Source organism: Sphingomonas caseinilytica (assembly GCF_023516455.1).
Lineage (GTDB): Bacteria > Pseudomonadota > Alphaproteobacteria > Sphingomonadales > Sphingomonadaceae > Sphingomicrobium > Sphingomicrobium caseinilyticum.
Genome location: NZ_JAMGBA010000001.1, coordinates 370012 through 394625, shown reverse-complemented (window position 1 = coordinate 394625; position 24614 = coordinate 370012). Strand labels below are relative to the sequence as shown.

Sequence of the window (24614 nt, the reverse complement as noted above, 5' to 3'; positions counted from 1 at the left end):
GCTCTTCATCGAAAAAGGGACCCACATGACCGCGATCGTCGACATTCACGCCCGCCAGATCCTCGACAGCCGAGGCAATCCGACGGTTGAGGTCGATGTGACTCTGGAAGACGGCTCGATGGGCCGGGCCGCGGTTCCCTCCGGCGCTTCGACCGGCGCACACGAAGCGGTCGAGCGTCGCGACGGCGACAAGTCGCGCTGGGGCGGAAAGGGCGTTTCCGAAGCAGTCCAGGCGGTCAATGGCGCGATCGCGGATGCCATCATCGGCTTCGAAGCCGAGGACCAGGCCGAGATCGACGCGACGATGATCGACCTCGACGGCACGGCCAACAAGGCGAAGCTGGGCGCCAACGCGATCCTCGGCGTCAGCCTTGCGACCGCCCGCGCGGCGGCCGAGGCAGTAGGCCTTCCGCTTTACCGCTATGTCGGCGGCGTCGGCGCGACCCTGCTGCCGGTACCGATGATGAATATCCTCAACGGCGGCGCCCACGCCGATAACCCGATCGACTTCCAGGAATTCATGGTCATGCCGGTCGGAGCTCCGAATTTTTCGGAAGGGCTTCGTTGCGGCACCGAGATTTTCCACGCGTTGAAGTCCGCGCTTCATGCCAAGGGTCTCAGCACGGCGGTAGGGGACGAAGGTGGCTTCGCTCCGAACATCGCATCGGCCCGCGCGGCGCTCGATCTGATCGCCGAAGCAACCCAATCCGCCGGCTACAAGCTTGGCAGCGACGTGCTCATCGCGCTCGACTGTGCCTCTACCGAGTTTTTCAAGAATGGCGCCTACGCCATGGAAGGTGAGGGGCGGACCCTCTCGTCGGAACAGATGGCCGATTACCTCGTCGAGCTGTGCGACGCCTATCCGATCGCCTCGATCGAGGATGGCATGGGCGAAGACGACATGGTTGGCTGGAAGGCTCTGACCGACAAGGTTGGTGGCCGTGTCCAGTTGGTCGGCGACGACCTGTTCGTTACCAACGAAGCGCGCCTTGCCGATGGGATCAAGAACGGCATCGCCAATTCGATCCTGGTCAAGGTCAACCAGATCGGCACGCTCACCGAAACGATCAACGCGGTACGGCTCGCCCAGTCGTCCGGCTATACCGCCGTCATGTCGCACCGCTCGGGCGAGACCGAGGATTCGACCATCGCCGACCTCGCCGTGGCGCTGAGCTGCGGGCAGATCAAAACCGGCAGCCTTGCCCGCTCGGATCGCACCGCCAAATACAACCAATTGCTCCGGATCGAGGAAGAGCTTGGCGATGCGGCGGGCTATCCCGGGGTCAATGCGCTCAGGGCCTACAAGGCCGCCTGAGTCACACAGAAAATATTTCTGTGAATCAAAAGCATGAAAGCGCTTGCCTTCATGGCGTCTTTCTGATTCTTCTAGTTTTATGAAGGGCAAGCCCAAGAGCATCGGATTGATCCGCCGCGCGGCATGGCCGGTGCTGGCGTTGCTCGTCGTGGGCACCTTTGCCGGTCACGCGGTCGCCGGTCAAAACGGGCTGTTTGCCTGGCGAGGTTATTCGCAGCAGCTTGAGGCACGCAAGGCAGAACTGGCCGCTCTCGAAGCGGAACGTGACGGACTTCGCCATAAATCGGCATTGCTGGATCCGCGCAAGGCCGATCCGGACCTCGCCGACGAAATGGTTCGCAAGGACCTCGGCCTGGTTCGCACCGACGAGGTCGTCATTCCGCTCGAATAGGGCTGGGTCTTAAGTTTTCGATAGGCGTTGAGCCGCGTATCGATCAGGCTTGAATCCATGAACGTCGTCTTCCTGTTTGCAGCCCTTCAAGCGGCTCAAGCGGAGCCGGCGCGTGCGCCGATTGTCGACGATTGCGACAGCGATGCGTCCTTTGCTGAGTATCGGATAAGCCTGGCTAAGGCGGTTGCGTCGAAGGACAAGGCGGCGCTTCGACAATTGGTAGATCCGGAAATCAGTGTTGATCTCGGCGGTGGGAGCGGCTGGCCCGCGCTCGTTGAAGCCTGGGGCTTGGACGGCACAGAAAATAGTGCGCTGTGGGCCGAGCTGGCCGAGGTGCTGGCGCTGGGTTGCGGAGAGTATCAGGGTCAGAAAATTATGCCCGGAAACTTCTCGAGCCTCGGTGAATTCGAAGGATTTCCGCCACCCTATTTCTCAATTTCACAAGGCGCAGCTTTGCGCAGCGAGCCAAGTGACATGGCGCCGGTCCGCATGCTGCTCGACAACCACATATTGCTGGAACAGGACAATTGGGCGCCCGAAGGGTGGCTGCATGCCCGGCTGACCAACGGACAAACAGGCTATGTCCGCCTTCACGCGGTCCGGAACGCGATCGACTATCGCGCCACGTTCGAGCGTCGCAATGGTAAGTGGCTGATGACCAGCTTCCTTGCAGGCGACTGAATTTCAAACCCAGTGACGCTACGGATTGCCCTATCGCCCCTGCCGCTCCTATAGGCGCGCAAACAGATCATGGTGGAGAGGTCAGTGGCGAAATCGGCCCGCAAGACGGCTGCCCCGGCAGCAGCGCCCGGCAAAACCAATCGCGAGCGCCCGAAAGAGCCGCAGCGTTACAAGGCGTCCAAGGAAGAGCTGCTCGACTTTTACAAGCAGATGCTGCTCATCCGCCGCTTCGAGGAGCGCGCTGGACAGCTGTACGGTCTCGGCCTGATCGGCGGCTTCTGCCACCTCTACATCGGCCAGGAGGCCGTTGCCGTCGGCCTTCAGTCAGCGATGAAGGTCGGACGCGACAGCGTCATCACCGGCTATCGCGACCATGGCCACATGCTCGCCTACGGCATCGACCCCAAGGTCATCATGGCCGAACTGACCGGCCGCGCCGCCGGTATTTCCAAGGGCAAGGGCGGTTCGATGCATATGTTCAGCGTCGAGCACGGCTTCTACGGCGGCCACGGCATCGTCGGCGCTCAGGTTTCGCTCGGAACGGGCCTGGCCTTCAAGCACCAGTACAGCGGCGATGGCGGCACCTGCCTTGCCTATTTTGGCGACGGAGCGGCCAACCAGGGCCAGGTCTATGAAAGCTTCAACATGGCGAAGCTGTGGGACCTGCCGATCATCTACGCGATCGAGAATAACAAATATGCGATGGGCACCGCGGTGGAGCGGGCCGCTTCGGAGCCGGAATTCTACAAGCGGGGCGAAAGCTTCCGCATTCCCGGCATCCAGGTCGACGGCATGGACGTGCTTGCCGTTCGCGGTGCGGCCGAAGAGGCAATGGCCTGGACCCAAGCGGGCAAGGGGCCGATCATCCTCGAGCTGCTGACCTATCGCTACCGCGGCCATTCCATGTCGGACCCGGCGAAGTACCGTACCAAGGAAGAGGTGCAGGATTATCGCGAGCATAACGACCCGATCGATCATGCGGCGGCCGAACTTGCGAAGCTTGGCTTCAAGGAAGAGGATTTGAAGGCAATCGACAAGGAAATCAAAGATATCGTTGTCGAAGCTGCGAAATTCTCTGAGGAGGCGCCGGAACCGGAGGCGTCCGAACTATACACCGACGTGCTGGTGGAGAGCTACTGATGGGTATCGAACTGAAGATGCCGGCGCTCTCGCCGACGATGGAAGAGGGCACCTTGGCCAAGTGGCTGGTGAAGGAAGGCGACAACGTCACGTCCGGCGACATCCTGGCGGAAATCGAGACCGACAAGGCGACGATGGAATTCGAAGCGGTCGACGAAGGCACGATCAGCAAGATCTTGATCCCCGAAGGTACCGATGGCGTGAAGGTCGGTACGGTGATCGCGCTCATGGGAGGTGATGGTGCCGAGGCATCGTCCGAAGCGCTCATTGAACGCCCCGAACAGCCGGAGCAAAAAGAAGAGCCGACTCCACCGGCGCCGGCCGCGGAGCCCACCAAGCCCGCACCCAAGGCGCCGACCATGCAGGCGACCGATGTCCCGCCGGGTACGGAAATGAAGTCGACGACGGTGCGCGAAGCGCTTCGCGACGCCATGGCCGAGGAAATGCGCCGTGACGAGCGCGTCTTCGTGATGGGCGAAGAGGTCGCGCAGTATCAGGGCGCCTACAAGGTCACCCAGGGTCTGTTGGACGAGTTCGGAGCAAAGCGCGTCATTGACACGCCGATCACCGAATATGGCTTTGCCGGAATCGGCTCGGGCGCGGCGATGGGCGGATTGAAGCCGATCATCGAGTTCATGACCTTCAATTTCGCCATGCAGGCGATCGACCACATCATCAACTCGGCCGCCAAGACCAATTATATGTCCGGTGGCCAGATGCGTTGCCCGATCGTGTTCCGCGGTCCCAACGGCGCCGCCAGTCGAGTCGGTGCCCAGCACAGCCAGAACTATGGTCCCTGGTATGCCGCTGTCCCCGGACTGGTGGTCATCGCACCATACGACGCAGCTGATGCCAAGGGCCTGCTCAAGGCAGCAATCCGCAGCGAAGACCCTGTCGTCTTCCTCGAGAATGAGCTGCTCTACGGCCAGCATTTCGATGTGCCGGTGGTCGACGAATATGTCCTTCCGATCGGCAAGGCGCGGATCATGCGCGAAGGCAATGACGTCACGATCGTCAGCTATTCGATCGGTGTCGGCATCTCGCTGGAAGCAGCCGAAAAGTTGGCGGCTGAGGGAATTGACGCCGAGGTCATCGACCTTCGCACCCTTCGTCCGCTCGACAAGCAGGCCGTATTGACGTCGCTGGCCAAGACCAACCGCCTTATAGTGGTCGAGGAAGGCTGGCCGACCTGCTCGATCAGTTCCGAGATCATGGCGATCTGTATGGAAGAAGGCTTCGACGACCTCGATGCGCCGGTCATGCGTGTCACCGATGAGGATGTTCCGCTGCCTTATGCCGCGAACCTTGAGAAGATGGCGATCATCAAGTCCGATGACGTCGTGAAGGCAGCCAAGGCGGTCACCTATCGCTGATCCGACCGACCGCGATCTCGTCCGGCTCTATTGGCCGGTCGAGCTTCGCTCGGCCTTCGACGCCCTGTTCGGCATCGACGATGCCCTGGTCGATGTGGTGACGTCATCGACGCAGCCTGCGCTCGGCGCGATCAGGCTCGCCTGGTGGCGCGAAGCGCTGGAGCGGCTCGATAACGGTTCGCCGCCACCCGAACCAAGGTTGCAGGCAGTCGTGTCGCAGCTAATCCCTAGGGGAATCAGCGGGAAAGCACTGGCTGCAATTGAAGATGGCTGGGCAACACTGCTCGATGAAAGCCCGGACCGGGACCGGATCGCAAAGCGAGGCGAACTCATCTTCGAGATTGCGGCCAGGTTGCTCGGGGAATCCGATTCGAAGCTTGCTCCGGCCGGGCGCTTATTCGCTCTTCAGCAGGTCGCAAGGAAGCATTTGCGGCCATCCATCCATGCCGACAGCGAATTACCAGGTCTCGCTGGGCATCGCTTCGCGCGTAAGCTGCGGCCGCTCACCGCATTTGCCCGGCTCGCGGTGCGTGACGTCAAGCAGTTCCCAGAAATTGAACCGGAGGCCACTCCAGCCCGCGCCGTGGCGCTGCTCTCCCACCGCCTGTTCGGAACGATTGGCTAGGGCTTCTTGGCTTGGTTCGCTTTGGGAAGACGCTCGTCCAGCAATGCCTCGACCAAGTGGCCGCGCTGAATGCGGGTGCGGCGGTCTAGCGGCATCCGATAGAGCGATTTTAGAAACGCCATGTCCCAGTCAGTCAGGTTCGTTTCAACGCTATCAGTCTGAAATAGGCTGAGGATGGAATCCGGTGGCGGGTTCGTCGCACTCATCTCGGCAAAGGCGACCATCGCGGCATAAGCAGCGATCGCATCGATCGGCGCGGCTCCCGCTTTTGGCGCATCAACGATGACGGTTGCGCCATAAAGCGACCGAACCGTGGGGGTCCGTACATTGCTGCCGCTATTATATTGCTGTGTCGAAGTCATGTCGCCTTCCCCTCCGACACTTACGGCACTGGTAACCGCATTGCCGGGAACACCGCTGCCCTCGCCGGCGCCAATCCACCCCGGCGAAATATTGTTGGACTTCACGCCTTCGCGATCCACCATCTCCGTTGCATACCACCAACGGACTGGAGCGGTTCCATTAAGTAACTGCTCTTTTTCGGTCCGACTGGCCTCGCGCAACTGGTTTGGCTTGCGGGCATAGATTTGGCGGACAACCTCTCCTGCGTCGGGAGCGAAGCTGACGGTGACATTGGGCTCACAACCCGGCCCGGCAACCGGCATATTGGCCTCATAGGCGATGTCGAGCATGAGGTCCTCGACCCGCACTGCTTGTGGCGTATTTAGCCCAATCGCTTTGATGCAAACCGGGACCACCCACCGCGCAACCTGCTGCTGGCCCTGCGCGACGCCGGTGCGTTTGACAAAATCGACGGCACGCTCGCGCGCCTGACCCGGATCGATCCGCGTCCCTTTGACGATAATGGTCTTACCGGAATTCTGCTGCGCGGCAGGAAGCGCAGCGGCCGAAATAAATAGCGGGATTGCGGCGAGGGGGTAGGACAAACGCATGACAAACTCCCGACTGACGCGAGAATGATCTTCTGTACGGCAATGATGTCAAGCGGTTGCGGGCAAGCCTCACCTATCGTTCGACCAACGGGATAGAGGCTTTGGATCTTCCTCAGTCAGGGTTTTCGTATTTTGTCTTTTCCGCGAGGCGCTCGTCCAGAAGGGCCTCAACCAAATGGCCACGCTGTATCCGGGCACGCCGGTCCAGCGGCATTCGATAGAGCGAATTCAAAAAGGCCATATCCCAATCGGTTAGCGAGGATTCGATTATCGATGGTTCGAACAGTCCAAGGATCGAGTCCGGAGGCGGCGCACCCTCATCGATTTCGGCGAACGCCACCATAGCGGCATAGGCAGAAATAGAATTTACCCCAACTACTCCGATCTTTGTCACATCTACGACGATGGTCGCGCCATAAATCGACCGGATCGTCGGAGTTCTGACGTGGCTGCCGCTATTATATTGCTGGGTAGACGTGATTTCCCCGACACCTCCGATTGTAACGGGGTCGGTCACGGCGCCGGCGCCGCCGGATTTACCCGCACTGACCCATCCCGGAGAAATATTGTTGGATCGCACCCCGTCGCGATCCATCGCTTCCGTAGAATTCCACCAGCGGACCGGAGCAGACCCGGTCAGGAGCCTTTCGCGATCAGCTAGGCTGAGTTCACGCAGTTGGTGCGGCTTTCGCCGGTGCACCAGTTTGACGACGCCGCTGGCGTCGGCAGTGAAAATCACGTTGATATTGGGATCGCAGTCTCCCTGAGCCACCGGCACGTCAGCTTGGCGTGCAACGCCTAGCATGAGATCTTCGATCTTCGCGGCCTGCGGCGTTGAGACGCCAACAACATTGATGCAGATCGGAACTGCCCAGCGCGCTACCTGCTTTTGCCCGTTGGCGACGCCAGTGCTCTTCACAAAATCAACGGCTCGCTGGCGTGCTTCACTCGGATTGAGGCGTGTAGCCTTAACGACAATTGTCTGATTGATTGGCTGCAAACTCGCAGCGGCCGTAGTCGAGATTAAGATTAGGATAGCCGCCGCCAGGCTCGATGAAATACGCATTCCGAACTCCCCGTTGATTGGAGGCAAGTTCGAACGTCGAACTCTGCGGTCAATCCCATTTCGGGTAGGCGGCGTTTGCGTTCCGCTGAACGGCACTTGCTCTCGCGGGCCTAGGGTCATTGTGGTTGGAGGGCTTATGCTTCGTTGGCTGGCCGGTATTGCCGCTGTTTTGCTGTTCGTGACAGGGGCTGTTCTTATTTTCCGAAGCGATGCCGAACCACCGGCCTTACCCGCCGCACCCGAGCCGCGGCTGGCGGCTCAGTTGCCGGGCCAACTCGCGCCGATTGGCGAGGCGCCTGCCGCCGATCCGAAAAGCAAGGAGGTCAAACGGTTCGACCGTTCGGACAAGAATGAGGATGGCCGCATCACCCTTGCCGAGCTGGTCGAACCCCGCCGCAAGGCGTTCGCTAAGCTGGATTCCGATGCCGACGGCCGCCTGAGCTTCGAGGAATGGGCAGCCAAAAGCATCGAAAAATTTGAGGGCGCCGATGCTGATGGCAGCAAAGCGCTCACTCGCGCCGAATTCGCCACGACGGCACCTAAGGCGCGGCCGAAGAAGGCGGCCTGCGCCTGCGCTTAGGCGGGCAATGGCTCTGCTTCGGCCAACCATTCCTTCAAAGCTGCGCGAGCGCGATCGGTATAGATTTTCTTTCGGTCGGCTTTCTTCGTTTTCGGGCCGGAAAGCGGCGGCATCAATCCGAAGTTGACGTTCATCGGCTGATAGGTCTCGGCATCGGCGCCGCCGGTGATGTGACCAAGCAGAGCGCCCAATGCTGTTTCCAGCGGCGGCGCGGGCAAGCTGCTTCCCGCCACCTCGGCTGCCGCAAATTTCGCCGCCAGCAGGCCGATGGCCGCGCTTTCGACATAGCCCTCGCAGCCGGTGATCTGCCCCGCCAAGCGGATATGCGGCAGAGATTTCAAGCGAAGTTGCTCGTCGAGCAGCTCGGGCGACCGAATGAAGCTGTTGCGATGGATGCCGCCGAGCCGCGCGAACTCTGCATTCTCCAGGCCCGGGATGGTGCGGAATATGCGCACCTGTTCGCCATGTTTCAGCTTGGTCTGGAACCCGACCATGTTCCACAAGGTCCCTAGCGCATTGTCCTGGCGAAGCTGGACCACCGCATGCGGCCATCGCCCGGTTCGCGGATCGTCGAGCCCGACGCCCTTCATCGGACCATAGCGGAGCGTTTCGACGCCGCGGGACGCCATCACTTCAATCGGCATGCAGCCTTCGAAATAGGGTGTGTCCTTCTCCCAATCCTTGAACTCGGTCTTCTCGCCGTCGTTCAATGCTGCGACGAAGGCCTCATACTGTTCCTTCGTCATCGGGCAGTTGATGTAATCCTTGCCGCCCTTGTCCCAACGCGCCGCCATCCAGCAGACCGACATGTCGATGCTCTCGCGGTGGATGATCGGCGCAATCGCGTCGAAGAAAGCGAGCGCGTCGCTGCCGGTCACCTTGGCGATGGCCTCGGCCAGCCCTGGCGCAGTTAGCGGCCCTGTCGCGATGATCGTCGGGCCGGACGAGGGGAGGGTATCCACCCGCTCGCGCACCACCTCGATATTGGGATGGTTGGCGATCCGCTTCGTGACTTCGCCCGCGAAGCCTTCCCGATCCACGGCCAACGCCGATCCCGCGGGCACCCGATGCTCGTCCGCAGCGGCCATGATGATCGAATCCAGCGCCCGCATTTCCTGGTGCAGCAGGCCAACCGCATTATTTTCGGCATCGTCCGACCGGAAGCTGTTGGAGCAGACCATTTCGGCCAGCCGGTCCGTTTCGTGCGCGGGCGTCATGTCGCCGCTGCCGCGCATTTCGCTCAGGCGGACCTTGATGTCCGCATTCGCGAGCTGCCACGCTGCTTCGGAACCAGCCAGGCCGCCACCGATGATATGAACTTGATGGGTCATGCCGGCGTTCGTTAGTCCTGCTTTGCCCGAGGAGGAAGAGTATGTTGGACGAAAGGCTCGATCCAGGCGGGGTCCGGTCAGAGCCAGATATGACTGACCGGGCTTTCGCTTTCTGGCGGCGCCTGGACGTGCGGGGTCATGATGCTGCCATGATCCGAAAATGGAACGACGGATGGGTGCTGACCGGGTTCGCGGCCTTCTTCGAGCAAGGTGTTACCGGGCTCCATTATCGGCTGGAGCTGGATTCGGACTATTCGACGCTTCGGGCCCGCATCGAAGGATTTCGGGAGGACCGGGCGGTCGCCCACGAGTTTAGGCGGGAAGGTGCCTGGTATCTCGACGGTACGCAGGTCGCCGGGCTCGACGACCTTGTACACCTCGACTTCGGCTTCACTCCCGCGACCAACTTGCAGCAGCTTCGGCATGCCGGGCTGGCAGAGGGTGAGGAGGCGGACATCCCCGCCGCATGGTTCGACATTGGTGAACCCACATTGGTCCGGCTGCCCCAACATTACCGTCGCCTCGCGGACGACCGCTACCAATATGATTCTCCGACGGCTTCCTATTCGGCGGTCCTGGAGCTTGCACACAACGGCTTTGTGCGTCTCTATCCCGGGCTGTGGGAAATGGAGGAGCCCCGCTGATGCATATCTTCACCATCGGCTATGAGGCGACTACCATGGCGGAGTTCCTCTCGGCCCTGCAGGGCGCGGGTGTCGAGCGGGTGATCGACGTGCGCGCCGTTCCCAACTCGCGAAGGCCAGGCTTCTCGAAAAACCCGCTGAAGAACGCCCTCGCCGAAGTCGGGATCGACTATGTGCATTTGAAGGCCCTTGGCACTCCGGCGGATGGTCGGGCCGCCGCCAGGGCAGGGCGGCAGGAGGAGCTGGAGCGAATCTACGCCGGCCAGCTCGAACTTCCCGAAGCGATGGTTCAGGCCGAGCAGATGCGGGAACTGGCCGCGGACAAGCCAAGCGCGCTTCTATGCTTTGAGCGCGAGCCCGCTCAATGCCATCGGTCGTTATTGCTGGATGCCGAAGCGGCCGACGCCGACGTCACACACCTCTTTCCCTAAAAGTCGGCCGGGGCCTCAGCGCGCATCTCACCGACGATCAGCGCCTCGATGTCCGGTATTGGGCGTTTCGTCATTTCCTTGGGTAGTTGGCAAACGATCCGGCGCTCCGCTTCCTTGTGAAGCTTCTTGCGCAGAACGCCGAGCGTCTTCGGTGGCGCAATGATCGCCAACGCATCGAAATCGTTTGTGAGAACGCGCTTGTTGACCGTTTCAGCCGCATTATGTGCCCAGCGATCTTCCTCGAGTTGATGGAAGTCGGTTTCGCCAAGGGCTGGGCGCCCAAATCCGTTGCTTTGCTTCGACGAGCCTGCGGCGTCCGTCTTGATATCGCGATCGGGCGCGTCCTCGCGTTCTTCGAACGCCTCCGTCCTGAGATCGATCTGGTTCTCGTCCCCCTGATTGCGGAAGAAGAGCGTCTTGCGGCCGTCTGTGACCAGGACCAGGGCGTTATTGGGAAGCGGCATCAGGGTCTCCTTCTCCGGTGAATCTCTCTCCCCCGGTGAACGCGTCCCCCGACGCCCTCGTTCCTCCTACTGGCCGTCTTCTGGACCTGCTGCCAGGTCTTCGGACGTATCGCCGCCACTTTCCGGCGCAATCTCTCCGCCGCCGTCCAGTTCGACTTCCTCTTCCTCGCTCTCGTCGATCTTGGCGACCGATACGACCTTCTCGTTATTGGCGACGTTGAAGATGGTTACGCCCTGGGTGTTGCGGCCCGCAATCCGGATATCCCCCACCGTCGTCCTAATCATCTTGCCCTGGTCGGTAACCAGCATCAGCGATTCTCCCGGCTTCACCGGGAAGCTGGCGACCACGCCGCCGTTTCGCTCGGACGTGACGATATTGATGATGCCCTGGCCGCCGCGGTTCGTCCGGCGATACTCATAGGTCGAGGACCGCTTGCCATAGCCGTTTTCGGTGACGGTCAGCAGGAACTGCTCGCCCGCCACGATCTCCGCATAGCGTTCCGCGGGCAGGGTGCATTCTTCTTCCCGTTCCCGCCAGGCCGGGCAGCGAAGATAGGCTTCGCGCTCTTCCTGAGTTGTCCCGACCCGGTGAAGTATCGACATGGAAATAACCTGGTCGTCGCCTTGCAGCCTCACGCCGCGTACGCCCATCGAGGCACGGCTCTGGAACTCGCGAACATCGGTCGACAGGAAACGTATCGCCTTGCCGTTGCGGGTGGCCAGCAGCACGTCGTCATTCTCGGTCAGCAATTCGACGCCGATGATGCGATCGAGGCTGTCTTCCTCTTCCTCGCCTTCCTCGGACGTTCCGAACTTCATCGCGATCTTGCCGGCGGTCGGGATGTTGGTGAACGCATCCATCGAGTTGCGGCGAACCGTGCCCTTGGCGGTTGCGAACATGATGTGCAGCCCGCCCCATTCGGCTTCGTCCTGCGGCAGGGGCAGCACGGTCGTAATGGTCTCACCTTCCGCCAGCGGCAGCAGGTTGACCATCGGCCGACCCTTGGCCGTGGGCCCGCCCTCCGGCAGGCGCCACACCTTCATGCGATAGACTCGTCCGATGTTGGAGAAGAACAGCACAGGATTGTGGGTCGACGTCACGAACAGCTCAGTGACGATATCCTCATCCTTCGTGCTCATTCCCGAACGGCCCTTGCCGCCGCGCTTCTGTTCGCGGAACAGGGCGAGCGGGGTGCGCTTGATGTAACCGGTCATGGTCACGGTCACGACCATGTCCTCGACCTCAATCAGATCTTCGTCCTCAAGCCCGTCGAACGCAGCGGTGATTTCAGCCACGCGCGGGGTCGCGAACTCGGCCTCGACCTCGTCGAATTCCTCGCGCATCACCTCGTAGAGGCGGACGCGATTGCCCAGAATTTCAAGCAGTTCGCCGATCGACTTGGCAAGATCTTCCAACTCGCCGCCGATCTCGTCGCGGCCCAACGCGGTTAGCCGGTGCAGGCGCAGTTCCAGGATTGCCCGGACCTGGAATTCCGTTAGGCGGTAGGTTTCGCCCTTGGCCTGCGGTTCTACCGCTTCCACGAGCGCGATATATTGGCGAATCTGATCGGCAGCCCATTCCCGCGACTGCAGCTTTTCGCGGGCCTCTGCAGGACTTGCCGAACCTCGGATTAGCTTCACGACCTCATCAAGGTTGGTGACCGCAATGACGAGACCGAGCAGGATATGGGCCCGCTCGCGTGCTTTCAGAAGCTCGAACTTGGAGCGGCGCGTGATGACTTCTTCGCGGAACTTGACGAAGCTCTCGATGATGTCGCGCAGGGCCAGCGTCTCGGGCCGACCGCCACGGATCGCCAGCATGTTGGCCGGGAAGCTCGATTGGGCCGGCGTGTGCCGCCAAAGCTGGTTGAGTACCACTTCCGGCGTCGCATCGCGCTTGAGGTCGATGACGATACGGACGCCTTCGCGGTTGGACTCGTCGCGGATGTCGGACACGCCCTCGATACGCTTGTCCTTGGCCGCCTCGGCGATCTTCTCGACCAGGCCCGACTTGCCGACCTGGTAGGGGATCGCAGTCAGCACGATCGAACGGCGATCGTTGCGGCCTTCCTCGACATGCGCGCGGCTGCGCATCAGGATCGACCCGCGGCCCGTGGTATAGGCCGCGCGAATGCCAGCCGTGCCCAGGATCAGCGGTGCGGTCGGAAAGTCCGGGCCCTTCACATGCTCCATCAGCCCTTCCGAGCTGATGGTCGGATCGTCCATATAGGCGCGGCACGCGGCAAGCACTTCGCCGAGGTTATGCGGCGGGATGTTGGTTGCCATGCCGACCGCGATTCCGCCGGCCCCGTTGACCAGCAGGTTGGGGAAGCGCGCCGGAAGTACCTGCGGCTCACGCTCGCTGGCGTCATAGTTGGGCTGGAAATCGACGGTGTCCTTGTCGATGTCGCCGAGCAGGAAGTTGCTGACCTTGGCCAACCGCGCTTCGGTGTAACGCATGGCCGCTGGCGGATCGGGGTCCATCGATCCGAAGTTGCCCTGGCCGTCGATCAGCGGGACGCGCAGCGACCAGCTTTGCACCATGCGGGCCAGCGCGTCGTAGATCGCGCTGTCGCCATGCGGGTGATATTTACCCATGACGTCACCGACGATGCGGCTCGACTTGCGGTACTGCTTCCCGGCTACGTAGCCCGCTTCCTGGCAGGCGTGGAGGATCCGGCGATGGACCGGCTTCAACCCGTCGCGCACGTCGGGCAGCGCGCGGCTGACGATCACCGACATGGCATAGTCGAGGTAGCTGGTCTTCATCTCCTCGACGATGGAGATGGGGGCGATATCACCCGCGGAAGGAGGGGTGGTATCGTCGGCCGGAGGCTGGGTCGCCAAGGGAAATCCTGTCGTTTCTGATTCTTGTTGGGCAGTGAGAATCGCCTGCCCAACGGCAGGAGATGCCCCCTCCGACGACTGCTAGCCGATGGCGCGTGGAAGCGCCACCCCGCGCACGCGCGCTACGCGTACGCGCGCGAATGAACCGGTGGTTCAAACGGGGTTAAGGCCATCTACGCCATTCGCGCTTTTCGTGGCCGGGGATCAAGTCTATGGGGCTGCCCGGTAATCCAAAAAAACTTTCGCTGCCGGACTGGCCGATCGGGAAGCCGGCGCAACAGGAGACAGGAATGAAACTGAACCCCACCGCATTTGCGCTTTTGCTGGCTGCCGGCGGCCTGGTAACGACTGCTCCGGCGGTTGCCCAGGACAAGAAGGACGAAGCGGCCGCGGCGCCGAAGCAGCCGCAGATTTCCAGCGGTGCACGCAAGGAAATCGTCGCCCTGCAGGCCGCCGTCAACGCCAAGGATGCGGCGGCTATCCCCGCTGCGGTGGCCGCCGCGCAGGCCAAGGCAAAGAACAAGGACGATCATTTCGTGATCGCCCAGCTGCAGCTGAAGGCCGCGGTCGATGCGAAGGATAATGCAGCGACCTTGACGGCTCTCCAGGCGGTTCTGAACTCGGGCTACCTCTCGCCGGCGGAAACGCTACCGCTCTACATGAACCTCGGGCAGCTTCACTATAACGCCAAGAATTTCGATCCGGCCGCCGCCGCCTTCGAGCAGGTGCTGAAGATCGATCCCAACCACCTCGAAGCGACCGTGATGCTAGGCGAGACGCGCAACGGTCAGGGTCGGGCCGCCGAAGCGGTGACCCTCATCGAGAAAGCAATCGCCGCCAAGACCGCGAGCGGTCAGAAGGCTGACGAAAGCTGGTACAAGCGCTCTGTCGCACTGGCCTTCAACGCCAAGCTGCCGAATGCGCCGGAACTCAGCCGCAAGTGGGTCGCAGCCTATCCGAGTCCGAAGACCTGGCGCGACACCATCCGCATCTACCAGACCTCCAGCCAGCTGGACGACAGCGGCCTGATCGACACGATGCGACTTGCGCAGGCGACCGGAGCGCTGGCGGGCGAGAACGACTATTTCCGCTTCGCCAATACGCTGGTGACGAAGGGCTTCGCCGGCGAGGCCAAGATGGTCCTCGAGCAGGGCTTCGCCGCCAATTCGATCGACAAGAACAAGGCGACCTTCAGTCAGCTTTATTCGCTGGCGAGCACCAAGTCGCAGGGCGATCGAGCGACGCTCGACGGCAGCGCAAAGACGGCGCTGGCCGCTCCAGCCGCTCGACAGGCGATGGTCACGGCCGAGGCCTATTATGGCTATGGCGATTATCAGAAGTCGGCGGACCTGTTCCGCGCCGCGCTCGACAAGCAGGGCGTCGACAAGGACGTCGCCAATCTGAGGCTCGGCATGGCGCTCGCCCGTGCCGGCGACAAGGCCGGCGCAACCTCCGCGTTGAACGCGGTTGGCGGCACCCAGGCCGAGATCGCCAAGCTCTGGCTGGCCTACGTCGCAACCAAGGCCTAGTTTCCAGCGACACATCGTGATTAAGGGCGTCGGGGCACCTGCTCCGGCGCCCTTTTCATATTGTCCCAATTCGGGATGGTTAATGTTCACCCACTGTCCCGCCCACGCGCGTACCCGCATGGCTGCAGGCATGTACGGGGAGGGCATGGAATTCAGTGCGTTACGATGACCGCCTCAGGACGGTAATGACGCAACCGGTCGCGGACGCCCACGACCGGACCGTTCGCTGGCGCCAGCTCGTCGACCTTCTTTCCCGCCCCCATGACGAACTCGACCCGGCGTTGCTCGACGCTGCGCTGACCATGGTCCAGTCCGGCGTTCGCTCCGTACCGAAGACCGTTCGTGCTGCGACCGCCCGGAGCATCGCCGGCCGCGCCGCCGAACCCCGCCTGATCGCCATCTTCGCGGCGGACAAGCTCGAGGTTGCGGCACCGCTGCTTGCCGCTGCTCCCCTCGACGAGGAGGGCTGGGCGCTTGTGCTTCGGGATGCGAGTGATGAAGTCGCCGCGTTCATCCAGACGCTCCGGGGCGATGTCGCCGTCGCTGTGACTGCGCAACCCGTGGCGACGGCCGGCGAGGTGCCTCAGTCGGCGTTGGAACCTGCTCCTTCGATCGGAGACATGGTCGCGCGTATCGAGCGGCTCAAAAGCAAGCGCGAGCCGCAGCCGGCGGAAGCCGCCGATCTATCCTCCCGCTTGCCCGAACCCGATCGCAAGGAACTTGTAACGGGACCCAATCTGTTCCGTTGGGAATGCGACGCGTCGGGGCAGATCGGCTGGGTAGAAGGCGCCCCGCGCGGCGCGCTCATTGGCCGAAGCCTCCCCAGCGAGGAAGGGGCGCCCCGCGCCCTTGTCCGCGCCTTCACCGATCGTCTTCCGTTCGATGACACGCCGATGAAGCTGCCCACGCCGGCGCTCGAGGGTGAATGGCGGTTGAGCGGCATCCCCGCTTTCTCTCCGAACGATGGCCGCTTCCTCGGTTACCGGGGCATCGCCATTCGCGAGGGAGTGGAGGAAGAGGCTCAGGGAAAGCCGTCGCTACCTGCGTCGATGGCCGATGCCGACGCGCTTCGGGAGACGATCCATGAGATCAAGACCCCGCTCAACGCGATTATCGGTTTCGCCGAGATCATCGACGGCCAGTATCTCGGCCCGGCACATCGCAACTATCGTCACCGCGCTGCGGAGATCGTTAGCCAGGCGCGAATGCTCCTGGCGGCGATCGAGGACCTGGATTTCGCGGCCCGATTGCAGGCCCAGCCCGCAACCGAAGGGGCATCGACCGATCTTGCCGAAATACTTCCTGCGTTGGCTGAAGAATGGGGCAATCGCGCGCTTTCCCGCGATGTTCGCTTGCGGATCGCGACATCGCTCGGCTCGCTTCGCTGCGCACTGGAACCGGAACTGGCTCGGCGGCTGCTGGGTCGGCTGCTAGGCGCCGCTATCGAGGCTGCTCCGGACGGGCAGCAAGTCGATGTGGAGGTGCGGGAAGCCAAGAAGCGGCTCACAATTTCGGTGACCCGGCCCGCATCGACCCGCCAGCTCACTGATGCGCAGATCATGGATCCCGCATTCCAGGTCGAAGACGCTGGCACTGTATCGCCCCTTGGCCTTGGGTTCGCCCTCAGGCTGGTCCGCGGACTTGCCCAGCTCGCTTCGGGAAGCCTGCGCCTGACCCCGACCGAATTCCAGCTCGTCCTGCCTGCATCCAGGAAATAGCCGGGCTGGTGGGCCCGGCAGGACTCGAACCTACAACCAAGCCGTTATGAGCGGCCAGCTCTACCATTGAGCTACAGGCCCCACCGCTTACCCGACACATTGATCACAATTTCGGACCATCTCCCAGATGGTCCTGAAAAGGTGATGGTCGGGGAGACAGGATTCGAACCTGCGACCCTCTGCTCCCAAAGCAGATGCGCTACCAGGCTGCGCTACTCCCCGACCGGAGAGCGCCGCCTAGCAGCGTGATGTGGCCTCGAAAAGGCTAATTCGAACTGGCGACGGACTAGTTTGCGTTCGTGTTCACGTCGACGTCGATGTCGGTGTTCTCGACCTTGTCGGCGGCTTCCTGAACGTCATTGCTGACGGTCGCCGCGACATTTCCGGCAAGATTGGCCGCATCTTCAAGGCCGTTTTCCGCGACGTCCTGATTATATTCAACCGTCACGCTGTCGTTGGCATCGTCCTTCGTCACCTGACAGGCGGCAAGCGCCAGCAAGGGCAGGGCCACGATCATTCGCATATATTCCTCCCGTAACGATTTGTTGCGGGGGCTTAACGCCGCTTCCCTGCTTTCGGCTCCTCGATCCCGCCCGAAAGTATCGCCAGCACGGTGGTCCAGGCGGCCACATTCTGCCGAAGCTGGGCGGGGTCGATCTTGTCCAACGTGTCGTCGGCGGTGTGATGCAGGTCGAAATAGCGTGTCCCGTCCTGGCTAAGGCCTACCCCGAAATGCCCGTCCTTCAGCATCGGTCCGATGTCCGATCCTTCAGCCTCCGTGAAGGAACCGGTGACGATTCCGAGCGGCGCCAGCGCCTTGGCGATCGCCTCGGCTTCCGACTTGCGGTCCGGGCCCAGCTTGCTGTCGACCTTGTAGATCCTGTCGGCGCCGAAATCGCTTTCCATCATCGCATAATGCGGTTCCTTGCCGTGCGTCGCGCGATAAGCGAGGCCGCCGAACAGCCCAACCTCCTCGGCGCCGAACCAGACGATCCGGATCGTTCGCAGCGGACGGCCCGCATCCATGATGCGCTTCGCCGCGGCCGCAGCGATCGCAACGCCCGAGGCGTCGTCGATCGCACCGGTGCCCTGGTCCCAGCTGTCGAGATGCCCGCTGACCAGGATCGGCGGCAGGTTCGGGTCGCGGCCCGGCACTTCGGCAATCACATTGCCCGATTTTCCGGTTCCAAGTTGCCGGCTTTCCAGGACCAGCTTCATGCGCACAGGCTGGCCGCGCTTCAGGATGCGCAGCAGCTGATCGGCGTCGGGATTGGACAAGGCGCCTGCCGGGATCGGCTTGGCCCCATTGTCGAAGGACATGGTCCCCGTGTGCGGAGTCCGGTGATTGTCCGTTCCGATGGAGCGAACCACGATTGCCAGCGCGCCCTTCTGCGAGGCGAGGGTCGGGCCCTGCCGCCGCGCCGCGCCAAACTGTCCGTAGCCCGAGCCGTCCTGGTTAGCCGGCATCGCATGGTCGACGAAAACAATCTTGCCGCGAACCAGTTCATCTGGCGCGGCGCGGAGAGCGTCCATGCTGTCGAAGGCGACGATCTCTCCCGTCACCCCATCCGGTCCCGACGAAGCGCTGTTGCCGAGCGCAGCTACAACCATCGGCTGGGGGAAGGGGGCGAGGATCTCCGCGCTTTCGTGGCCGCGCACCCATACGGGCAGGTCGAACGGTTCGATGCGGACGTTGGCAAAGCCCATTTCCGTCAGCTTCTTGACCGACCAATCCCGTGCGCGGGCCTCCGCTTCGGTGCCGGCAAGGCGCGGGCCTACCTCAGTCGTCAGTCCTTCTGTGATGTCCCAGGCATAATGATCGCCGTCATGCGCCGCATCACGCAGGGCGGCGACCTTGGGATCCACCAGCGGGGACTGATGGACTTGGGCGGGAAGGGCGGAAGCGGCGGCCAGCAGCGATGCTGCAACAAGGGTACGAAACATGGCCGGATTGCTAAGGGCGGTTCGCGCGCCTGTCACCGCCCTTTGTCAAAAATTGCCATAAAATGGCAGAGGCGATCGATCAAAACAGTCGCAACTGGTCGCCTGCTGGCGGCTCGAACAGGTCGCGGCGCAGCGGAATTTTCAGGCGCGGCAGGTTGTGCTTCCGGCAAGCGATCTCGAAGCGCGTGCGGATAAGCTCCGCCCAGGCCCCCTGTCCACGCATCCTCGTGAAGAAGTTGGGGTCATTGTCCTTGCCGCCGCGAAGTGACTGGATGGTGGCCATGACCTTGGCCGCGCGGTCGGGATAATGGTCGTCGAGCCAGGCGCGGAACAGCGGGGCCACTTCGTGCGGCAGCCGGACCGGAATGAAGGTGGCGCCGCGCGCGCCGGCTTCCGCCGCCGCTTCGACGATCGATTCCAGCTCATGATCGGTGATCTGGGGGATCACCGGCGCGACGGACACAAAGGTCGGCACGCCCGCCTCGGTCAGAGCCTTGATCGCCGCCAGTCGCTTGCGCGGAGCGGGGGCCCGGGGTTCGAGCGTAGAAAGCACCTTGGGATCGAGCGAAGTAACCGAGACCGCGACGGCGGCGATTCCAAGGCGCGCTGCCGGTCCAATGATATCCAGGTCGCGTACCACCCGGTCCGATTTCGTGGTGATGGTGAAGGGGTGCTTCGTCTCAAGCAGCAACTCGAGGATCGAACGCGTAATCCGCCAATCTTCTTCGATCGGCTGGTAGGGATCGGTGTTCGTCCCGAGCGCGATCGGCGCCACCGAATAGCCCGGCTGTGACAGTGCGGCGTGCAGCAGCTTCGCGGCGTCCGGCTTGGCGAACAGTCGGCTTTCGAAATCGACCCCGGGGGAGAGGTCATGGAAGGCGTGGGTTGGCCTTGCGAAGCAATAGATGCAGCCATGCTCGCAGCCGCGATAGGGATTGATCGAGCGATCAAAGCCCAGGTCCGGCGAACTGTTGCGGGTGATGATGCTTTTCGGCCGTTCGACGGTGACCGTGGTTCGCCGTGTAGGAAGGCCATCGAGACTTTCCACCTCGTCAAGCCAATCACCATCGGCAATGCGCTCCTTCAGGTTGAAGCGCGTCGGAGTGGCGTTTCGGGTGGCGCCGCGCCCACTGATCGACTCGACCGGCATGGTGCCAGCCTAGTCGAACAATGAGAACGTAACAAGAACGAATGCCTTGCTAGAAGAGGACAACCAGCACGATTATCAGCAGGATAAGTCCACCAATTCCGATATACATGAGCAGTCTCCGACTGCCCCGCTCTTCGCGAATTCAACCAATCGGAACAAAGCCGGTTCCCCGGCTCAGCGGCGCTTCGCTGGGAAGTCCGGCCATTTATGTTCGGCAAGGGACGTGAGGGTCGGCGTGGGTTCGCCCTTCAGGCCCTGGATGACCCACATATTGCGCAGGACTGAAGGAACGTAGAACCGCGTTTCCCAATAGGGAATGCTTTCGATCCAAAGCAGCGGATCGCCGCGATCGTAATAAGCCCATCGCTGAACCGGTACGGGCCCGGCGTTGTAGGCCGCAATCACCTTCGGCAGTTGCCCGCGGGTGGCGGCGTTGCCGCGAATTAGCTCGATAAACGCCTGGCCATAGTCGATGTTGACCAGCGGGTCCTTGAGCGATGCGGCGGTCACGGACGTGCCGCGAGCCCTTGCCGTATCGCCGGCGGTGCCCGGCCGAACCTGCATCAGGCCGACCGCTCCGGCAGGGCTCACGGCTTCGGCGCGGAAGTTCGATTCCTGGATGATGTGGGCATAGGCCAGCGCCGGATCGACCCGCCAGCCATTGTACGGGGTCCAGTTCGGCGTCGGATAGCGGTCCGCAGCGTCCACCTGGGCGCCCTGAGGTCCGAAGTGGGCCAGCCAGAATTGCGCGCCTGCCAGGTCCAGCTTGTCGGCCACGCGGACCAGGCTGCGGTGATCGGCAGGATTTCCGATCTTGGCCTGATGGCGCAAGAGTTGCTCCGCGCTGGACCGCCAGCCAAGTGCCGCCAATTCCGTTGCCCGGCGGATATTCGGCAAAGCTTCGACCTTGTTGAGGTCTCGCGACGCTGCCGTTTGCGGCAATCGCTTGTCCATGCCCAGGGCTTCACGGGCCAGCAGTCCGTAGAAGCTTTCCGCCGATCGCGCCGCCGCGCGCAGGAGCGGATTGACTTCCTGCGGCCGCCGGCTGGCCTGTGCCGCTCTCGCCGACCAATAATGGGTCGCCGCGTAGAATTCGGGCTCTCGCGCCAGCCTCGCGGCCTGCCGCAAGCTGTAGAAGGCGGCGTTGAAATCGTTCAGTCGCCAGGAGGCGAGACCGGAAATCCAGGCTGCCTGCGCAGCCCATTCGCCGGACGCGCCGGCCCGGCCCATGTCGGCAATCCGAACAGCGTCTGCATCGCGGCCTCCGACGAAGTAGATCCAGGCTACCCGATGGGCGGCCTCCGCCCTGGCTTCGACCGACAAATAGGGCATCGCCGCGAGATAAGCGGCCTCCGCGCCCGTACCGTCGTCGGTCTTGATCATCGGCTCCAGCGTCAGGCGGAGCTGGTCGGCATAAGGCTCACCCTCTACCGGGCGCGTCTTGCCACGCCGCGGCGCACTGCCAAGGGAGACGGTCGGACGCGCCCAAAAGATCGACGGCAGCTCGGAGTGATGGGCGCCACGGCTCACCGCCATCCGGTAGAGCTGTTCCGCCTGCGGGAGTTCGGGAGCCTCCTCCATCAAGGCCAGGATCGGACCGAGCTCGACCTTGGGCGAATCCTTGGCCGTGTAGAGTTCAGCCTTTGCGAAGGGCTTCAATGGGCCGTTTGGAAGAGCATCGATGCCGAGACGCGCTGCCTCCCACTCGCCGTTGCGAATGGCCGTCAAAACACCGCGCCAATCCTTTGGAATTACAACGGGGCGAGGGGGTGGGGCCGGCGTCGGCGTGACCGTCGTCGTGGCCGTCCCCGATGGCTTGGTTGCCGGCTGGGTCACCGGGATGATGGGCTCCGGCGGCTCGCTGCCATCGGGCTCCAGGGGCGCAAGCGGATCGGTCTCTTGAGCGATAACGGGCGAGCCCAACAGCAAGCCGGCAATCAGTACCAAACCAAATCGCATCAATCGCTCTCACTCATCAATAACAAAAGGTCGCGCCACGCCAGCGCCTTGTCCGACGGACGCTGAAGCAGCCATCGGGGGTGGAAGGTCGCAATGGTCCGGATGCCTTCGACCCGATGGACCTTGCCTCGGGCACGGGCCAGGGGTTCGCCGATCAAGGCCTTGGCCGGGGCATCGCCAAACAGGATCAGCCGTTCGGGCCGCGCCAGCCTGATATGGTCGCGCGCGATCCCCGCGCAGGCATCGAGATCGCCGTTGAAACGAGCGCCCGGCGCATGAAAGGGGGACAGCGAGGCGACATAGGCTTCGTCCGTGCCAATGCCGATCGCCGCCAGCATCCTGTTCGTCAGGGCCCAAGCCTCGCCGCCGATCGGTTTGTCGTCGGCAACATCCTCACGAGCAGGAAGATCGGACAGCAGCATCACCTTCGCTGTTTCAGGTCCATGCGAAGCAACGCGAATCGCACCGGGACGATCCATCGGCAGGCCTGCCGCCGTCGCCAGCCACGCCTGGAATGCCGCAAGGTCGGCAGGATTCTCAGTTGGTGGTGGAGTTGCCGGAACAGCTTCCGGCAATGATTTCTGCCGGCCCAGCCAGTCGCGCGGAGTCTCGCTTACCGCAGCGTCAACGCCGGCCTCCAGCCACCAGCCGACGAGGCTGGCGGCCGCGCCGCGGTCGATTGCTTGCATTTCCCCACCCATCGTCCTTCTGTCGTCCAAGGTTGACTGTCCGGTCAAGGAATTGGCAGGGCATTTTTGGCCGGATGGACGGCGGGGCGCGATAGAAGGCTTGTTGGAGCCACGCGTGCGGGAGAGCGAGGATTGCGATGAGCCAGCGCGAATCGATGGAATATGATGTCGTAATCGTTGGCGCCGGCCCGGCAGGCCTTGCCGCCGCGATCCGCCTCAAGCAGCTAGCCGAAGAGAAAAGTCGGGACCTCTCGGTCTGCATTCTCGAAAAAGGCAGTGAAGTCGGTGCGCACATCCTGTCGGGTGCCGTCATCGATCCGAAGGCTCTGGACGAGCTCATTCCCGACTGGCGGGAAAAGGACAGCCCGCTCACCGTCCCGGTCACGGAAAACCGCCACTGGCTGCTGACCAGCACTGGCAAGTGGGAGTTTCCGCACATCCTGATGCCGCCGTTGATGAACAACAAGGGGACATACACGGCCAGCCTCGGCAATCTGACGCGCTGGCTGGCGGGGCAGGCTGAAGGGCTGGGCGTCGAAATTTTCCCAGGGTTCGCGGCTGCCGAGGTCCTGTTCAACGACGACGGATCGGTGACGGGTGTCGCAACCGGCGACATGGGCGTAGCCCGCGATGGAACGCACAAGCCGGACTATCAGCCGGGCATGGAGCTCCACGCCCGCTACACCTTCTTCGCCGAGGGCGCGCGCGGTCACCTGACCAAGGAGTTGACCCGCATCTTCGACCTTCGGGAACAATCCGGACCACAGGTTTTCGGTATCGGAATCAAAGAATTATGGGACGTTCCTGCCGACAAACATCGGCCCGGCAAGGTAGTCCACACGCAAGGCTGGCCACTGGACGACGCATGGGGAGGGGGCTTCCTCTACCACCAGGCGAATGGTCAGGTGGCGCTCGGCTTCGTCGTCTCGCTCGACTACAAGAACCCCTATCTCTCGCCGTTCGAGGAATTCCAGCGCTGGAAGACCCATCCGGCGATCCGCGCTGAGATCGAGGGCGGGAAGCGCGTCAGCTACGGCGCGCGGGCGATCAATGAAGGCGGGTGGCAGGCCATCCCGCAGCTCGCTTTTCCGGGCGGCGCGCTGATCGGTTGCTCGGCCGGCTTCGTCAACGTGCCCCGGATCAAGGGCAGCCACACGGCAATGAAGTCGGGCATGCTCGCGGCCGAAGCCGCTTTCGAAGCCATTTCCGCCGACCGCCGCAGCGATGTGCTGGACTCGTACGAACCCGCCGTCCGCTCAAGCTGGATCGCGGATGAGCTGAAGGTCGTCCGTAATGCCCAGCCCGCTGTGGCGCATTGGGGCGGGACGCTCGGCACGCTGTTCGCCGGCTTCGATATGTGGCTCAACTATCTGAAGCTTCGCACGCCCTGGACGCTGAAGCTTAGGGCGGACCACAAGGAAATCGGCCGCAAGGAAGATTTTAAGCCGATCGACTATCCCAAGCCCGATGGGAAGCTAACCTTCGATCGCCTTGGATCGGTTTTCATTTCCAACACCAATCATGAGGAAGACCAGCCGATCCACCTGACGCTCAAGGACGCGGAGGTTCCGATCAAGGTCAACCTCGCGCTCTACGACGCGCCCGAGCAACGCTATTGCCCCGCAGGCGTTTACGAGATTGTCGCGGAAGGCGGTTCACCTCGCCTTCAGATCAACGCGCAGAACTGCGTCCATTGTAAAACCTGTGATATCAAGGACCCGACCCAGAACATCAACTGGGTGGTCCCCGAAGGCGGTGGAGGTCCCAATTACCCGAACATGTGA

Annotated in this window: 22 protein-coding genes and 2 tRNA genes; 12 read left to right on the top strand and 12 right to left on the bottom strand. The window is 62.5% G+C overall.

What is annotated here, in order from left to right; genetic code table 11:
* Nucleotides 1-25: 25 nt before the first annotated feature.
* From eno to LZ496_RS01965, 6 genes are all read left to right on the top strand, one after another.
* Nucleotides 26-1315, top strand: coding sequence for a phosphopyruvate hydratase (gene eno, locus LZ496_RS01990; RefSeq protein ID WP_249902917.1), 1290 nt, complete (start codon nt 26-28; stop codon nt 1313-1315).
* Between the two features lie 79 nt (nt 1316-1394).
* On the top strand, nt 1395-1706 hold the full coding sequence (locus LZ496_RS01985) for an FtsB family cell division protein (protein WP_249902916.1): 312 nt from the start codon (nt 1395-1397) through the stop codon (nt 1704-1706).
* Between the two features lie 27 nt (nt 1707-1733).
* Nucleotides 1734-2387 (top strand): hypothetical protein, encoded by a 654-nt coding sequence (locus LZ496_RS01980; protein WP_249902915.1) that lies wholly within the window; start codon nt 1734-1736, stop codon nt 2385-2387.
* 69 nt (nt 2388-2456) lie between these two features.
* Nucleotides 2457-3527, top strand: a complete 1071-nt coding sequence (gene pdhA / locus LZ496_RS01975) for a pyruvate dehydrogenase (acetyl-transferring) E1 component subunit alpha (protein WP_249902914.1) — start codon at nt 2457-2459, stop codon at nt 3525-3527.
* Nucleotides 3527-4900, top strand: a complete 1374-nt coding sequence (locus LZ496_RS01970) for a pyruvate dehydrogenase complex E1 component subunit beta (protein ID WP_249902913.1) — start codon at nt 3527-3529, stop codon at nt 4898-4900. The genes pdhA and LZ496_RS01970 overlap by 1 nt, the downstream gene beginning before the upstream one ends.
* A 97-nt stretch (nt 4901-4997) precedes the next feature.
* Nucleotides 4998-5525 (top strand): hypothetical protein, encoded by a 528-nt coding sequence (locus LZ496_RS01965; protein WP_249902912.1) that lies wholly within the window; start codon nt 4998-5000, stop codon nt 5523-5525.
* Here LZ496_RS01965 and LZ496_RS01960 read toward each other — a convergent pair.
* Together LZ496_RS01960 and LZ496_RS01955 are read right to left on the bottom strand one after the other, a co-directional pair.
* Complete coding sequence (locus LZ496_RS01960) at nt 5522-6478, bottom strand: hypothetical protein (protein ID WP_249902911.1); 957 nt, start codon at nt 6476-6478, stop codon at nt 5522-5524. The two genes, LZ496_RS01965 and LZ496_RS01960, sit on opposite strands and share 4 nt — an antisense overlap.
* Before the next feature lie 112 nt (nt 6479-6590).
* On the bottom strand, nt 6591-7544 hold the full coding sequence (locus tag LZ496_RS01955) for a hypothetical protein (RefSeq protein ID WP_249902910.1): 954 nt from the start codon (nt 7542-7544) through the stop codon (nt 6591-6593).
* Nucleotides 7545-7680: 136 nt separating this feature from the next.
* Here LZ496_RS01955 and LZ496_RS01950 point away from each other — a divergent pair, with 136 nt between their 5' ends.
* On the top strand, nt 7681-8124 hold the full coding sequence (locus LZ496_RS01950) for an EF-hand domain-containing protein (protein WP_249902909.1): 444 nt from the start codon (nt 7681-7683) through the stop codon (nt 8122-8124).
* On the opposite strand, the gene trmFO is transcribed toward LZ496_RS01950, so the two are convergent.
* A complete protein-coding gene (trmFO, locus tag LZ496_RS01945) occupies nt 8121-9455 on the bottom strand; it encodes a methylenetetrahydrofolate--tRNA-(uracil(54)-C(5))-methyltransferase (FADH(2)-oxidizing) TrmFO (protein ID WP_249902908.1) in 1335 nt (444 codons plus the stop codon). The two genes, LZ496_RS01950 and trmFO, sit on opposite strands and share 4 nt — an antisense overlap.
* 149 nt (nt 9456-9604) lie before the next feature.
* On the opposite strand from trmFO, the gene LZ496_RS01940 reads away from it, so the two are divergent.
* Both LZ496_RS01940 and LZ496_RS01935 read left to right on the top strand, forming a co-directional pair.
* Nucleotides 9605-10099 carry a putative glycolipid-binding domain-containing protein gene (locus LZ496_RS01940; RefSeq protein ID WP_249902907.1) on the top strand — a complete coding sequence of 165 codons (495 nt, stop codon included), beginning with the start codon at nt 9605-9607 and terminating at the stop codon, nt 10097-10099.
* Nucleotides 10099-10530, top strand: coding sequence for a DUF488 domain-containing protein (locus LZ496_RS01935; RefSeq protein ID WP_249902906.1), 432 nt, complete (start codon nt 10099-10101; stop codon nt 10528-10530). Before LZ496_RS01940 ends, LZ496_RS01935 begins: the two co-directional genes overlap by 1 nt.
* Here the strand turns inward: LZ496_RS01935 and LZ496_RS01930 are convergent.
* Entirely contained in the window at nt 10527-10994 is a 468-nt protein-coding gene (locus LZ496_RS01930; protein ID WP_249902905.1) for a host attachment family protein, read from the bottom strand. The two genes, LZ496_RS01935 and LZ496_RS01930, sit on opposite strands and share 4 nt — an antisense overlap.
* Nucleotides 10995-11060: 66 nt before the next feature.
* Complete coding sequence (gene gyrA, locus LZ496_RS01925; protein ID WP_283937858.1) at nt 11061-13841, bottom strand: DNA gyrase subunit A; 2781 nt, start codon at nt 13839-13841, stop codon at nt 11061-11063.
* A 290-nt stretch (nt 13842-14131) separates the two neighbouring features.
* Between gyrA and LZ496_RS01920 the strand changes: the two genes are divergently transcribed.
* A complete protein-coding gene (locus tag LZ496_RS01920; RefSeq protein ID WP_249902904.1) occupies nt 14132-15370 on the top strand; it encodes a tetratricopeptide repeat protein in 1239 nt (412 codons plus the stop codon).
* A gap of 185 nt (nt 15371-15555) precedes the next feature.
* A complete protein-coding gene (locus LZ496_RS01915) occupies nt 15556-17088 on the top strand; it encodes a sensor histidine kinase (protein ID WP_249902903.1) in 1533 nt (510 codons plus the stop codon).
* Between the two features lie 6 nt (nt 17089-17094).
* Here the strand turns inward: LZ496_RS01915 and LZ496_RS01910 are convergent.
* The 7 genes from LZ496_RS01910 to LZ496_RS01880 all read right to left on the bottom strand — a co-directional run bounded on the left by LZ496_RS01910 (nt 17095) and on the right by LZ496_RS01880 (nt 22830).
* Nucleotides 17095-17169: transfer RNA gene (locus tag LZ496_RS01910), tRNA-Ile, on the bottom strand.
* Between the two features lie 64 nt (nt 17170-17233).
* Nucleotides 17234-17310, bottom strand: a tRNA-Pro gene (locus LZ496_RS01905).
* 64 nt (nt 17311-17374) lie between these two features.
* The gene (locus LZ496_RS01900) at nt 17375-17611 is read right to left on the bottom strand and encodes a hypothetical protein (protein WP_249902902.1); all 237 of its coding nucleotides are present in this window, start codon (nt 17609-17611) and stop codon (nt 17375-17377) included.
* Between the two features lie 32 nt (nt 17612-17643).
* Nucleotides 17644-19032 carry a M20/M25/M40 family metallo-hydrolase gene (locus tag LZ496_RS01895; RefSeq protein ID WP_249902901.1) on the bottom strand — a complete coding sequence of 463 codons (1389 nt, stop codon included), beginning with the start codon at nt 19030-19032 and terminating at the stop codon, nt 17644-17646.
* A 79-nt stretch (nt 19033-19111) separates the two neighbouring features.
* Nucleotides 19112-20182 (bottom strand): PA0069 family radical SAM protein, encoded by a 1071-nt coding sequence (locus LZ496_RS01890; RefSeq protein ID WP_249902900.1) that lies wholly within the window; start codon nt 20180-20182, stop codon nt 19112-19114.
* Between the two features lie 174 nt (nt 20183-20356).
* The gene (locus LZ496_RS01885) at nt 20357-22141 is read right to left on the bottom strand and encodes a lytic transglycosylase domain-containing protein (protein WP_249902899.1); all 1785 of its coding nucleotides are present in this window, start codon (nt 22139-22141) and stop codon (nt 20357-20359) included.
* Nucleotides 22141-22830 (bottom strand): uracil-DNA glycosylase, encoded by a 690-nt coding sequence (locus LZ496_RS01880; protein ID WP_249902898.1) that lies wholly within the window; start codon nt 22828-22830, stop codon nt 22141-22143. Before LZ496_RS01880 ends, LZ496_RS01885 begins: the two co-directional genes overlap by 1 nt.
* A 137-nt stretch (nt 22831-22967) precedes the next feature.
* Here LZ496_RS01880 and LZ496_RS01875 point away from each other — a divergent pair, with 137 nt between their 5' ends.
* Nucleotides 22968-24614 carry an electron transfer flavoprotein-ubiquinone oxidoreductase gene (locus LZ496_RS01875; protein WP_249902897.1) on the top strand — a complete coding sequence of 549 codons (1647 nt, stop codon included), beginning with the start codon at nt 22968-22970 and terminating at the stop codon, nt 24612-24614.

What these genes read in the sequence shown, in the direction of transcription:
- LZ496_RS01985 (WP_249902916.1), top strand. Translation starts at nt 1,395, where the DNA reads ATGAAGGGCAAGCCCAAGAGCATCGGATTGATCCGCCGCGCGGCATGG.
- LZ496_RS01895 (WP_249902901.1), bottom strand. Translation starts at nt 19,032, where the DNA reads ATGTTTCGTACCCTTGTTGCAGCATCGCTGCTGGCCGCCGCTTCCGCC.
- LZ496_RS01915 (WP_249902903.1), top strand. Translation starts at nt 15,556, where the DNA reads ATGACGCAACCGGTCGCGGACGCCCACGACCGGACCGTTCGCTGGCGC.
- LZ496_RS01875 (WP_249902897.1), top strand. Translation starts at nt 22,968, where the DNA reads ATGAGCCAGCGCGAATCGATGGAATATGATGTCGTAATCGTTGGCGCC.
- LZ496_RS01880 (WP_249902898.1), bottom strand. Translation starts at nt 22,830, where the DNA reads ATGCAAGCAATCGACCGCGGCGCGGCCGCCAGCCTCGTCGGCTGGTGG.
- pdhA (WP_249902914.1), top strand. Translation starts at nt 2,457, where the DNA reads ATGGTGGAGAGGTCAGTGGCGAAATCGGCCCGCAAGACGGCTGCCCCG.
- LZ496_RS01960 (WP_249902911.1), bottom strand. Translation starts at nt 6,478, where the DNA reads ATGCGTTTGTCCTACCCCCTCGCCGCAATCCCGCTATTTATTTCGGCC.
- LZ496_RS01950 (WP_249902909.1), top strand. Translation starts at nt 7,681, where the DNA reads ATGCTTCGTTGGCTGGCCGGTATTGCCGCTGTTTTGCTGTTCGTGACA.
- LZ496_RS01970 (WP_249902913.1), top strand. Translation starts at nt 3,527, where the DNA reads ATGGGTATCGAACTGAAGATGCCGGCGCTCTCGCCGACGATGGAAGAG.
- LZ496_RS01940 (WP_249902907.1), top strand. Translation starts at nt 9,605, where the DNA reads ATGATCCGAAAATGGAACGACGGATGGGTGCTGACCGGGTTCGCGGCC.
- LZ496_RS01955 (WP_249902910.1), bottom strand. Translation starts at nt 7,544, where the DNA reads ATGCGTATTTCATCGAGCCTGGCGGCGGCTATCCTAATCTTAATCTCG.
- eno (WP_249902917.1), top strand. Translation starts at nt 26, where the DNA reads ATGACCGCGATCGTCGACATTCACGCCCGCCAGATCCTCGACAGCCGA.
- LZ496_RS01920 (WP_249902904.1), top strand. Translation starts at nt 14,132, where the DNA reads ATGAAACTGAACCCCACCGCATTTGCGCTTTTGCTGGCTGCCGGCGGC.
- LZ496_RS01890 (WP_249902900.1), bottom strand. Translation starts at nt 20,182, where the DNA reads ATGCCGGTCGAGTCGATCAGTGGGCGCGGCGCCACCCGAAACGCCACT.
- LZ496_RS01885 (WP_249902899.1), bottom strand. Translation starts at nt 22,141, where the DNA reads ATGCGATTTGGTTTGGTACTGATTGCCGGCTTGCTGTTGGGCTCGCCC.
- LZ496_RS01935 (WP_249902906.1), top strand. Translation starts at nt 10,099, where the DNA reads ATGCATATCTTCACCATCGGCTATGAGGCGACTACCATGGCGGAGTTC.
- LZ496_RS01900 (WP_249902902.1), bottom strand. Translation starts at nt 17,611, where the DNA reads ATGCGAATGATCGTGGCCCTGCCCTTGCTGGCGCTTGCCGCCTGTCAG.
- trmFO (WP_249902908.1), bottom strand. Translation starts at nt 9,455, where the DNA reads ATGACCCATCAAGTTCATATCATCGGTGGCGGCCTGGCTGGTTCCGAA.
- LZ496_RS01930 (WP_249902905.1), bottom strand. Translation starts at nt 10,994, where the DNA reads ATGCCGCTTCCCAATAACGCCCTGGTCCTGGTCACAGACGGCCGCAAG.